9 protein-coding genes and 1 pseudogene are annotated in these 11,075 nt (G+C 67.2%); 4 read left to right on the top strand and 6 right to left on the bottom strand.

All coding sequences use genetic code 11. The features are described from left to right. Positions 1-603 precede the first annotated feature (603 nt). Positions 604-966: a DUF2059 domain-containing protein gene (locus tag MFF04_RS12140; RefSeq protein WP_238276102.1), complete on the top strand. Its 363-nt coding sequence runs from the start codon at positions 604-606 to the stop codon at positions 964-966. Here MFF04_RS12140 and MFF04_RS12135 read toward each other — a convergent pair. The 3 genes and pseudogenes from MFF04_RS12135 to MFF04_RS12125 form a co-directional block, all read right to left on the bottom strand. Then, positions 959-1,120: a hypothetical protein gene (locus MFF04_RS12135; protein WP_238276100.1), complete on the bottom strand. Its 162-nt coding sequence runs from the start codon at positions 1,118-1,120 to the stop codon at positions 959-961. The genes MFF04_RS12140 and MFF04_RS12135 overlap by 8 nt on opposite strands. A gap of 244 nt (positions 1,121-1,364) precedes the next feature. After that, positions 1,365-1,910, bottom strand: a complete 546-nt coding sequence (locus MFF04_RS12130; protein ID WP_238276098.1) for a PAS domain-containing protein — start codon at positions 1,908-1,910, stop codon at positions 1,365-1,367. 576 nt (positions 1,911-2,486) lie between these two features. Then, positions 2,487-3,062: pseudogene (locus tag MFF04_RS12125) on the bottom strand (Na+/H+ antiporter NhaA); the annotation flags it as partial. Here MFF04_RS12125 and MFF04_RS12120 point away from each other — a divergent pair. Continuing rightward, positions 3,006-4,580 (top strand): hypothetical protein, encoded by a 1,575-nt coding sequence (locus tag MFF04_RS12120; RefSeq protein WP_238276109.1) that lies wholly within the window; start codon positions 3,006-3,008, stop codon positions 4,578-4,580. The pseudogene MFF04_RS12125 and the gene MFF04_RS12120 sit on opposite strands and share 57 nt — an antisense overlap. 261 nt (positions 4,581-4,841) lie before the next feature. Here MFF04_RS12120 and MFF04_RS12115 read toward each other — a convergent pair whose 3' ends face one another. After that, complete coding sequence (locus MFF04_RS12115; RefSeq protein WP_238276096.1) at positions 4,842-6,278, bottom strand: sodium:solute symporter family protein; 1,437 nt, start codon at positions 6,276-6,278, stop codon at positions 4,842-4,844. A 111-nt stretch (positions 6,279-6,389) separates the two neighbouring features. Further along, positions 6,390-7,697: an alpha/beta fold hydrolase gene (locus MFF04_RS12110; protein WP_306424001.1), complete on the bottom strand. Its 1,308-nt coding sequence runs from the start codon at positions 7,695-7,697 to the stop codon at positions 6,390-6,392. On the opposite strand from MFF04_RS12110, the gene MFF04_RS12105 reads away from it, so the two are divergent. Continuing rightward, entirely contained in the window at positions 7,696-8,490 is a 795-nt protein-coding gene (locus tag MFF04_RS12105; RefSeq protein WP_238276094.1) for an IclR family transcriptional regulator, read from the top strand. The genes MFF04_RS12110 and MFF04_RS12105 overlap by 2 nt on opposite strands. A gap of 17 nt (positions 8,491-8,507) precedes the next feature. On the opposite strand, the gene MFF04_RS12100 is transcribed toward MFF04_RS12105, so the two are convergent. Continuing rightward, a complete protein-coding gene (locus MFF04_RS12100) occupies positions 8,508-9,965 on the bottom strand; it encodes an FAD-dependent oxidoreductase (protein ID WP_238276092.1) in 1,458 nt (485 codons plus the stop codon). A gap of 281 nt (positions 9,966-10,246) precedes the next feature. Here MFF04_RS12100 and MFF04_RS12095 point away from each other — a divergent pair, with 281 nt between their 5' ends. Continuing rightward, on the top strand, positions 10,247-11,071 hold the full coding sequence (locus MFF04_RS12095; RefSeq protein WP_238276090.1) for a hypothetical protein: 825 nt from the start codon (positions 10,247-10,249) through the stop codon (positions 11,069-11,071). Positions 11,072-11,075: the final 4 nt, after the last annotated feature.

Below are 11,075 nucleotides of genomic sequence, written 5' to 3'. Positions count from 1 at the left end.
CGAGGCCAAGGCCTATCTGTTGCCGGCCATCGAACTCGGATGGCACGTCGTCGCCTGAGAGCGGTGTCGCGCTTCCGACAAACATTGCTCTCGCCGTCCGCTACCATCCTGATCCCCAAGGCCGCGTCGCGTATCGGCACTCGCTGGTGAGATTGGATGCTCCCCGCCCCGTTAGCAGATCGGGGCGGGGCCGAGCGGCGTCGGTCGCGAAGCCAATCGATTCACGGCATCCTACTGGTCTGACCGGACCCAAGCCGATGATCGAGCGGATGCCGGGGTGGAGCAGAGACTTGTTTCAGACCGGCGAGGTGGTGGGCGGGGCGCCGGCCGGCTGATGGACTGGCTCGTGGCCCTCTGCGCCGGGATCGGGATCGGCATCCTCATCGGCTTCCTCGGCGCCCGTCGGCAGAGATGGCTGGATCGGCGGCCGCCATGAGCGGCGGGAGCTGCGGCGTTCGTTCTGAACCATGATAGGAGGCGGACCGGCGCATCCTGGTGCCTCGGCACCGTTCCACTCGATTCCTCGCGCCGCGGGACCGCCGCATGCGATTTCTCCAAGCCGTTGCTGGCGCTTGCTTCTCCCTGTCTCTCGCCGGTGCGGCAATGGCCCAGACTGCATCCCCGCCGGCCGGGTCCGCCCCCGATGCCGCCACACTGAAGGTGGCCAGGGAAGCGGTCTCTCAGATGCAGGGCGGCCGGGCCGCGACGTTGAACGCGATGGCGGCCCCCATGACAGCGATGATGCAGCAGATGGTGGTGAAAGAGCCGGATCGGGCACAGGTTCTCGTGAAGGACGTCGTGATGCCCATTCTGACGAGCCGCTACGACGAGTTGCTCGACATCCAGGCGCGCAGCTACGCCTCCGTTCTCGGCAAGGACGATCTCCAGGCCATCGGCGCATTCTACGCCTCTCCGGCGGGCAAGCGCCTCGCTGCGGCTCAGCCGCAGCTCGCTCAGCTCAGATGACAGGCATGACCCAGTGGATGGGCAGCCTGATGCCCGAGATGCAGGCCAAGATCCAGTAGGTCGTGAAGGAGCGCGGCTGGGGCCCCGGCGGCAAGACCAAGTAGATGGCGTAGCCGACCCCGAAGGCTGGTATGCCAGGGGTTAGAAGTCTCATGCTTTAGTATAAGGTCGGCGTGGACCTTCCCAAGGGTTCCTTCCTGAGTGACTCAGCCCGCCCAGTTCGCCGCGGCGGGCTTTTCTCTGTCGGTCGCCTGGTAGGCGGTAAGGTGGCCTAATCTGACCGACACCATCACAGTTTAAGGCAGCGGGTCGAGTATCGAAGTAAAAATGCCAAATGCCGCGCTACTTTTTCAATATCCATAATGTCATTTCCTTCAACGACGACCGCGAGAACAGTCTTAATTGATGGTCTTCGGCCGAAGACTACGCGCGGCGAGGGCCAATCCTATCTGGTAGAGAGCGTAGCGAACGCCTGGAAGGGCCGCCTCTGGGCCATTCGCCTCTATAAGTGAATTAGTCAGGATCAGATGATCGGCGATTTGATCTAGATGATCCGCAGCCATAGGTTCAGCTCGGGATGGTGGCGGTACAAAGGTGTTGACATTTCCGTATGCGGTCATCGAATTGGATGACGGCGGAGCCAATTCGGTAAGTGATCCGAGGTATCCGATGAAAGAATAATCCGGAGGCCCAATTGAAGGGATGCAGCCGACAGCTACCCAAACCATCGATCCGCCAGGTCGAATGACTCTATATCTGATGCTGAACTGACTGATTGCTTTTCGCGCTTCTTCTACAGTGTCGAGTACAACTTTACGATCATCCGGATGAACCCGATCGAGCCATCCTAATCCTAATGACTCTCCGATACTTTGACCTGTAAGGGTCTCCCACTCATTGCCGGTATAAATCGTCTGACCGTTAGCATCAGTGACGAAGATCATTGCCGTCGCCAATCTCAGATCAATGGGTCATAAATTACCTACGGCGCGGCCGCCGACAAGTCCCGATGCATCGACATTACGTTTTGTGATTGCATTGCGTTGTCTGCCCGGTCTAGGGGTTGCGCCAGATCGGATCCAGAAAATAAGAAGGGGAGGAGCATGGCGGATGAAGTCAGCTTGGCAAGGGATCGCCTCGGTCGGGTTGCCAATGCGCTGAAACTTTCAGAGAACTAGTTTCTAGATGCGGATCGTGAGTTTGAAATCCATCAGGTAGGAGAATGTTTGAAACTATTGCAATCCATCAAGAGTCATTCGGCGCGTGCGCATGCTCTTGAGGCACTTCGTTGCATCGCCAGTGGCGATAATATAGCTTTCCTCTGTCGCATTCCTGGTCGAGGACCTACCGGCCGCATCAACCGTGCCGCCGACCCCGCTGCGGGATACCGATGCCCCCGACCCCGGCTCGCCCCGGTCCATCTTTCATCTAAGGCCGCCTTGCGTGTCAGCCCCGCCGGTGAGATCGGCGGACTGCGGACAGTAGCTTTGGCGAGGACCGGCCCGCCGCATCGATCTGCTTCAGGATGCATATCGGCTCGCGGTCCGCTTCGGCGCCAAGCGTAGCACGAGCGCGCCGAGCCCCATGCACGCCAGCGAGCCTACCAGCACACCGATCTTGGTCTCGGCCTCGAGGTCGGGGCGACCAGCAAACGCCAGCAGACCGATGAACAGGCTCATCGTGAAGCCGATCCCGCAGAGCAGCGAGACGCCGTAGACCTGCAACCAGCTTGCGCCTGCCGGACGCCGGGCCCACCCGAGCTTCACGGCCGCCAGCACGAACCCGAACACGCCGATCTGCTTACCGAGGAAGAGGCCGAGCGCCACACCGAGCGTCACGGGATCCAGCAGCATGGACGGTGTGAAGCCCGCCAACGAGACGCCGGCGTCGGCGAAGCCGAAGATCGGCAGCACGAGGTAGGCCGACCAGGGGTGCAGCACATGCCCCAGCCGGTGGAGGGGCGAGGTCGGGTCCTCGGGCCGTCCAGGGGTCACCTTGAGTGGAATCGTGATGGCGAGCAGTACGCCCCCGATGGTCGCGTGCACTCCCGACAGCAGGAGCAGTACCCAGAGCACTCCGCCCAGAACGAGGTAGGGTGGCCGCGGGGCGCCTCGGCCGGTCCGATCGGCGAGCACCTCGACCGCATCGGCGGCTGCCGCTGGCCGCTGCACGAGAGCTTCTCGCAGGAGGTCTCGCCCTTCACCCCGCGGCCCTACGGTAAGGCGCTCGCCGATTGGACCGATGCAGACCTCGCCGAGTTCCGGGACTACTTCCTCGCCTGCCGGGAGCAGCGGCCGGATTGGGGCCGGATCGGCCCCGCCAATCGCGGCGAGGCGGTGCGCGCCATCGACACCGCGGTGGGCGAGCTCCGCTTCAAGATCGGCATGTCCCGCGACGAGGCGAGGGGCCGACGAGCGGTGGAGGATGCACGACGGCGGCAAGGCGAAATCGAGGGAGAGAAACGGCGAGCCGATGCAGAGGCTGCCGCTCGCCAAGCCCAGGCTCGGCAGGACGCCGAGACCGTGCGCCGAGGCCGGGACGCCGAGCGAGCGCGCACGATCAAGCCCTTCATCGAGGAGTTGCAGCGCTTCACGGAGGCCGCCGACACGATGCCCCACGCGGAACTGCTGCCCCGCCTCGATGGCTACGTCGCCCGCATCCGGGTGCTGATGAAGGGCCTGGGCGATGCCCCGCGCGTCGCCACCCTGCTGCAGAAGACGGCCGAGGACTTCACGAAGCTGCGCGACCAGATCATCGAGGACAACAAGCGCGCAACTGCCAGCCGACCGCAGCCGGCGCCGACACCTGAGACCGGGCCCTATGACAGCTTCGAGTGGCTCGGCCAGCAGATGGTCTCGGCGGGCGAGAACCCCCTGCGGCGAGAGGAGTTCCAGCGCTCGCTCACGCGCGGCATCGACCTCAATGCCGGGGTCGCCCGCATCGACCGCACCCCGAACGGCTGGATGGTTCGTCTCTCGGGGCGCCTCGGCAGCCCTGGCTCGCCCGACCAGGGGATGTTCTGCCGGGTCGAGGGCACCGACACCGCGAGCCTCGCGATCCTGAGGGGCGTGTCACCGCCTTACGCCATCGTGCATGTCGAGGCGCCGGAGGCCGAGGAGTTCCTGCTCGAATCGGAGCCGCCGACGGTGTGCATCGTGTTCGGCCCCTGCCGGGTGACGCCGGCCGATGACGGCACCCCGCGGGCACGTCGGCCGGGCGGTAGCGCCGCGGCACCGGCGGACGGTGCAGGATCACCGAAGGCCGATTTGCCGCCTGTCGTCCCGTCTCCTGCGGACCTTCGTTGCACGAGCCGGCCGAACCGCCGCGACGGCGAGCGGGCGATGGCGCGCCGACTGCGCCAGGCCTGGGCGTTGCCGGCGGCCTCGGCGGGCGATCCGAGCCTGCGGCTGAACTTCGCGGTGACGCTCGACTTTGACGGACGGATCACCGAGCCCTCGAAGCTGCTGACCGCCGACAGTACGCAGGCGAGCCCCGAGGACATGCAAGCTGCGGTCGAGGCGGCACACCGCGCGATCACCGCCACCGCGCCCTTCCCCGAACTCGGCCGGTTCGCCGGAGGCACCATGCAGGTCGAGATGACACCTTGCGATTGACGGGGGGCAGGCGGCCGTGCGGCGGCCCGCAGCCCTCACAGCGCCGGCAGCGCCTCACCGCAAACAGCTCCTTCTCGTCGATCGGGTAGAGCCAGCGTTTCTCTGGGCGGATCGGCATGATAGTCAGCCCTTGCGCGCCTGGCTGCAGGCCCAGCCTGCGGGAAGTAGCTGTACTCCACGGGGTAGCGGCCCGTGGCCGACTCGGCCGAGAACATCACCGCGTCCGCCACGTCGAACACCGCCGGTGGCCACCTATGGCCGTCACGGAACGCGTGCTTGTACGGTGGTACCAACCTGCCCCCGTTCAGGCGCCGGGACGCCGGTGATGCGCCGCACGAGCCATTCGATGGTGATCACGACCGCCGGTGTGACCAGGGCTATGTAGATGTCGTCGATGCCGAACGGATCCCCCATGAGGTACCAGCCCGTCGTGGTCACCGTCGCGCCGAGCAGACCGAGCGTCGCGCCGCGGTTACTGCCGAACCTCGGAAAGTAGAAGGCGAACACCGCCACGACCGTGATCGCCAGGCGCAGCGCCCGCGTGAAGAACGACAGATGGAGCACCTGGGGGGCGAAGAACACGAGCAACAGCGGCAGGAAGGCGATCGGTATGGCCAGCAGCCGCGACACCCGAAGCTCCCGCTCGGCGGTCGGCTTGGCCATCGGGACGTAGAAGTCGCGCACGATCAAGGCCGAGGTCGCCACCACCACCGTCCCGACCGCGACGAGGATCGAGGCGATGATCGACACCATCACCAGGCCGGAGAGGAACGGCGACAGGTGGTTGAGGAACACCGGGAACGCGTAGAGGCTCTTCATCTCGGGGAACAGGAACTTCGCCGCGACGCCGATGAAGCCCAGCGCGAGGCTCACCGGGAGGCACAGCATCGCGGAGATGATACACGCGCCGCGCACGTCCTGCGGCCCTTTGAGCGACGAGATCGCCTGGACGATGAACTGCGTCGAGAAGATCGCGCCGACGCTCGCGATGGTCCACGCGACGATCGTCGTCAGCCCGACCGACCCGTCCCAGGTGAAGTACTTGGGCGGCAGCGCCGCGACCACCGGGGTGACCCCGCCGCTCATGTACAGCGCGGCGCCGAACACGATGATGACGCCAACGATCTTGAGGACGGTGTGCATGAGCGAGACGTAGGCGGTGCTCTTCTGCCCGCCGATCATGCAGTAGGCCGTGCTGATGGCCGCGATCAGGATCGACGAGGTCGTCAGCGGCAGGCCGAAAGCGGACGCCAGCACGGCCGCCCCGCTCACGTACTGCGCGACGAGCACGAGCAGGAGCGCGTAGATCATGATGAGCGACACGGTGAGCTGCGTCGAGCGCCCGTACTTCTGGGCGATGGCCGCGGAGATGGTGTACTCGCCGGACGTGTAGAGCCGCTTGGCGAACCCCAGCCCGAACAGCAGGAAGCCGAGTGACACGCTCGCCACCGCCCACGCCGCGGCCATCCCGGACTCGAAGGCTGCCTGGGCTACTCCGACCGTCGACTTCGGCGCGATGAACTCCGACATCATGAGCACGCCGATGACCACGGCCGGAACCGAACGGCCGGCGACCATGTAGTCCGCGGAGGTCTTGGCCCGATATCGGAAGGTGAGCCACGTCGTTATCGCGAGATAGACGACGACCATGACGACCGTGACGATCAAGACGGTCCCTTGTACTTCGACGCCTGCCATCGAACTCTCCCCTCCTAGATGTATCGCGCCCTTCTGCCGAGATGGGATGCCTACCGCTCGGCGTGGCGCTGATATCGTCGTCCGTCCCGCCGCCGCGCGGCGATCGGCGTATCAGTCCCGGTCGCGACCGGGCTCGTTCAAGAATGCGATGATCGCGGCAGCGGTCTCTTCCGGCCGCTCCTGCTGCACCCAGTGACCCGCGCCGGCGACGAAGTGTGGCTCCCGCATCCTGCTGAACGCCCGCGTCCGCATCGTCTCAATGCCGTCGGGGATCTGCCGGGCGCCCCAGTCGCGGTCGCCCGCGATGAACAGCGCGGGGCAGTCGATCGTTCGGCCGGAGAACAGGGAGAGGCCGCGCGCGAGGCTCCCGTCGATGCGGCCGCGGTACCACTGGAGGCCGCCCTGAAAGCCGGTGCGCGCGTACTCCCCGCTGTAGAAGCCGAGCTCGCGCTCGGTCAGCCACGCGCAGGCCTCGATCGCCGAGGCCGAGGGCATCTCTGGAGCGACCGTCTCCGCCATGCCGAGCGCCAGCGGCATGATGTAGTAGTCCGGCATCCGGGCGAGCTCTTCGGCCGCCCACGATCCGAGCTCGAACGGCCAGTTTCCGACCCAGTCGCCGCTCTTGACGTGGAAGTAGGCGCGCAGGAAATCGTGCACGCCGCGCGGGTCCCTCCACATATGCCCGTTCGCCTCGGACGTAGCAAAGTAGGCCTGATAGTGTTTGCGTGGCCGTTCCAGCGCCGCCAGCGCGTCGTTGATCGGATCGCTCGACCGCGGTGGCGGCAGCGGCCACGCCGGTGCCCCTAGGAACGGGGCGCTCATGATGACGAGTGATCGGAACAGGTCCGGCCGCACCAGCGCGCAAGCGGCGGCGACCGAGGCCCCATAGTCGTGGCCCACCACCCCCGCGAAGGCAGGGATATCGAGGGCGGAAGCGAGCGCGACCATGTCGCGGACGAGGTTCAGGATGCCAAACGGCGCGAGATCGTCGCTGTAGCCGACCGGTGCCGGCGAGGTGCGGCCGTAGCCGCGCTGGTCGGGCGCGACGACGTGGAAGCCGGCCTCGGCGAGCGGGACCATAACGCGGCGCCAGGAGTAGGCGAGCTCCGGGAAGCCGTGCAGGAGCAGGAGGCTCGGGCGCTCACCCGCCGAGCCCACCTCCAGCACATGGAAGGCGAGGCCGTTCACGTCCGGCACGAGGCGCGCCCGGATCCCCGGCGGCAGCACGGCGGCGGGGACGGGATCGATCCCGGTCATGTACGCGGTCCCCGCGTCATACACCGGATACCCCCACCGCGTCGCGCCGCCCGCGCGCGGACCGCGGGCCGTCATCTTGCCAGTTCGCCGTGCTTGGAGGACATCCTTCGATCGGCGGCCAAGCTCGGCCGGGTTCGGGAACGCGGGGACGGTCGACGCCATGCTGGAGAAGTCCGAGCAGTCCCGCTACATCGTCACCGCCCTGCGCCGCGGATTGGCCATCCTCTCGCTGTTCCGCCGCGAGCGGCGCGTCGTCACCGTACCGGACATCGAGGCCGAGCTCGGCCTCTCCCGCGCGACCGCCTTCCGGATGGCCTACACGCTCGAGCGTGACGGCTACCTCCAGCGGCTGCCCAGTTCGCACGCTTTCCAGCTTGGGCCGAAGGTGTTGCTGCTGGGCCTCGACTACCTTGAGGGGACGGCGGTGATCGCCGCGGGCCGTGAGACGGTCTACGCGCTGCGCGACCGCACCGGCTTCTCCGCCCACATGTGCGTGCGCGACGGCAACGAGATCGTCTATGTCCTCAACGCACCCTCGCACCACCGGCTCCGGGGCGACATCCCGGTCGGCACGCGCTACCCGTGCCACGCGGTCGCCTCCGGCCGCGCGCTGCTGTTCGACATGAGCCCGGCCGCACTCGCCGTCCTCTACGATGGCGTCGCGATGCAGGCGTTCTCCGACCAGACCCCGGTCGACGTCGCGGCGCTGTCCGCCCTGATCGCGGCCGAACGCGCGCGGGGCTATGCGACCAACCTCTCGGGTTTCGTGAGCGGCATCGTCAGCCTGTCGGCGCCGGTGCGCGACCGCGACGGGGCCATCGTCGCGGCGATCAACCTGTCCGACTCCGAGACCGTCCTGAAGGACGTCGAGGCGGTGCAGGATCTGGTAGTCCGGGCCGCCGCCCAGGTCTCGACCCGGCTTGGGTGGCGCGGCGGCGATACGGAGGCGGTCTAAGGCCGCCGACACGGCTGTCACCGCAACTCATCCGCGTGCAGCGGCATCCCGATCTCGCGCAGCGCCCCCTGGACGCGCTCGATCGGGACGTGGCGGACGCTGGTGTTGCCCTCGATCGCGATCGCGGCCGCGATGCCGGCAGCCTGGCCGGTTGCCATGCAGGCGGGGACGTTGCGGCTGCGGCCATGGGCGGCGTGGTCCGCCGAGATGCACCGCCCGGCGACCAGCAGTTGTTCGACGCCGAGTGGGACCATGCAGCCGTAAGGCAGTTCGTAGGGGCGCAGGCCTTGGAAATCGACGTCGGCCCCCTTCACGTCGTGCACGTCGAAGGCGGACACGTCGGCCGCGATGCTGTCCGGGAAGGACTTGTCGCCGCGCACGTCGCTCTCGGTCAGCGTGTACTCCCCAACGATGTGGCGAGTCTCGCGCACACCGAGCACCGGCGCGATCTGGGCAATCTTGGCGCGCTCGAACCCCGGCACCGTCGCGACGAGGAACCGGGCGTACTCCACGATCTGCCGGTAGCATTCCACGACCGCAGCGCTGAACGCGGTCGCCGAGAAGACGTCGACGCCGATCACGCGCGTCGCGTTCACATACATCAGCCCGTTAGCGGTCTTGAGGGTGATGTTCTCGCGGGGCAGGTCGATGCCGGTCTCGGCGCGATACGCGCGGATCGTCTTATTGAAGCCCGTCAGCCACAGCCCGTAGTCGAGGTCGGCATCTTTCTCGGGGATCGCCTGCGCGGGGACATCGTCGGTCTGACGCGCCCAGCGGGCTAGGGCGACGACGTCGACGTCGGACATGGTGAAGTACATGCCGACCGGCTGCGCCTTGAGATCCTCGCCGGCCTCGCCCGAGCCCATCACGAAGGGCGCGCCTGCACCGGCCGCGACATCACCGTCGGCCGAGCAGTCGATCACCACCTTGGCCTCGATGAAGCTGCGCCCGCCCTTGTTCTCAATCACGACGCCCCGCAGGGTGTCGCCGTCGAGGACGGGCCGCGAGACGACGGTCTCGAACAAGATCTCGACCCCGGCGTCCGCGCACAGGCGGGTCAGGAGCATCTTCATGATCTCGGGGTCGCAGGGGGAGGCGATCTTCACCTTGCCCGTCTTCGTGCCTGCGAAGTAGTCCGCACCCGCGGCGCCTTCGGACCGGGCGAGCGTCCATAGTTCGAGCGGCAGCCCGCCGACGAGCGCGCCGGACGGCTTGGTGTTAAGGCCAAGGGTGAGGTTGCCCCCGAGAGAGCCGAACCGCTCGATCAGGACGACCTTCTTGCCGCGGCGCGCGGCGGCGACGGCGGCGATTGGCCCGGTCGTCCCTCCGCCGACCACGACGATGTCAGCGTCGATCAGGACGGGAATATCGCGTGCCGGTTCGCGGATCATGCGCATGGAGTTCCTCCCTTGCTGCTTCATATTAGAAGCATCAGTTCGTTTTCTTGATGCTAGCATGTCGTGGTCGGCCGTCAACTACGGACCGGCCCGGCGATAGATGCGGTATGCCGGACATTCCCACATCCGGGCAGCGATCTCGCGTTCCTCTGCACCCATGGCGTCGGCGTAAATTGCGGTGGTGGCGATGTCGGCGTAATCGACACCGCGGTCGACGAGCTGCGCTTCATGATCAACATGGCCCGGCACGCGGCCGGCGGACGGCGGAGGAGGCCCGGCGGCGGGAGGTCGAGATCGAGGGGGAGAAGCGGCGGACTGACGCCGGGCGGCGGGCGAACCTCGACACGAAGACCACCGCGGTGCTGGCGGAGCGGGACGCCTTTCTCGCGAAGGGCCTCGATGGCTTCTCACCGGAGGAGCAGGTCACCCGGCTCGACGGCCTCATCGCCCGGATGCAGGTGCTCGGTCGCCAGGGGGCGGGACTACCCGAGGCGCAGACCCTTTGGAAGGCCGAGCAGGCCACACGGTCCCGGCGTGACGCCATCGTCCGTGAGGCAGCCCAGAAGCGGGCGCGACAACCGATCCCGGTTGCTCCGCCGAAGCCGAAGACCGGACCGCACACGAACTTCACCATCCTGGAGATGGACGCGGTGCGGGCGGCCGTGAACCCGCTGCGGGCGGACACCTTCCGGGCCGATCTCGCCCGGGGCGTCGACCTCGTCGCCCGGCTCGGCGGCTTCGACCGCGCCGGGGACGATTGGGTCGTCCGGCTCGTCGACGGCATCGGGGAAGCTGGCCGGCCAGGTCAGGGCGTGCTCTGCCGGGTTCGGGCGGAGGACACGGCGAGCCTCGCCCTGCTGCGCAACGCAACGCCGGGCCTGTCCGCGTTCCGGGTGATCGCCAGCGACGCCGAGGATGTACGCTTCGCGACGAACCCCGTGCGCTTGCGCATCGTGCTGGCCCCCTGCCGGATCGCGCCGCCGCCGGACAACTCCTTCCTTCCCGGTGCGCCGCATCCGAATGACGCCAAGCCCTTCGACCTGCCGAGCCCGACGCCGCACGCGGACCTGCCACCCCGAGCGGCCGACGAGCCGCCGCCCGTTGCCGCCTCGCCGCCGGGGCTACGCTGCACCACCGAGGTTGATCGGCAGCGCGGGTTCTCGGCACATGTCCGCTGTGCGTAGGGCA

This window comes from Methylobacterium jeotgali (genome assembly GCF_022179345.1).
Taxonomy (GTDB): domain Bacteria; phylum Pseudomonadota; class Alphaproteobacteria; order Rhizobiales; family Beijerinckiaceae; genus Methylobacterium; species Methylobacterium jeotgali.
The sequence above is the reverse complement of the archived record's forward strand: the minus strand, read 5'-3'. Positions and strand labels throughout refer to the sequence as shown.

Excerpts from the sequence above, each read along its gene's own strand:
- MFF04_RS12140 (WP_238276102.1), top strand. The coding sequence starts at position 604 with ATGGCCCAGACTGCATCCCCGCCGGCCGGGTCCGCCCCCGATGCCGCC.
- MFF04_RS12135 (WP_238276100.1), bottom strand. The coding sequence starts at position 1,120 with ATGAGACTTCTAACCCCTGGCATACCAGCCTTCGGGGTCGGCTACGCC.
- MFF04_RS12130 (WP_238276098.1), bottom strand. The coding sequence starts at position 1,910 with ATGATCTTCGTCACTGATGCTAACGGTCAGACGATTTATACCGGCAAT.
- MFF04_RS12115 (WP_238276096.1), bottom strand. The coding sequence starts at position 6,278 with ATGGCAGGCGTCGAAGTACAAGGGACCGTCTTGATCGTCACGGTCGTC.
- MFF04_RS12105 (WP_238276094.1), top strand. The coding sequence starts at position 7,696 with ATGCTGGAGAAGTCCGAGCAGTCCCGCTACATCGTCACCGCCCTGCGC.
- MFF04_RS12110 (WP_306424001.1), bottom strand. The coding sequence starts at position 7,697 with ATGGCGTCGACCGTCCCCGCGTTCCCGAACCCGGCCGAGCTTGGCCGC.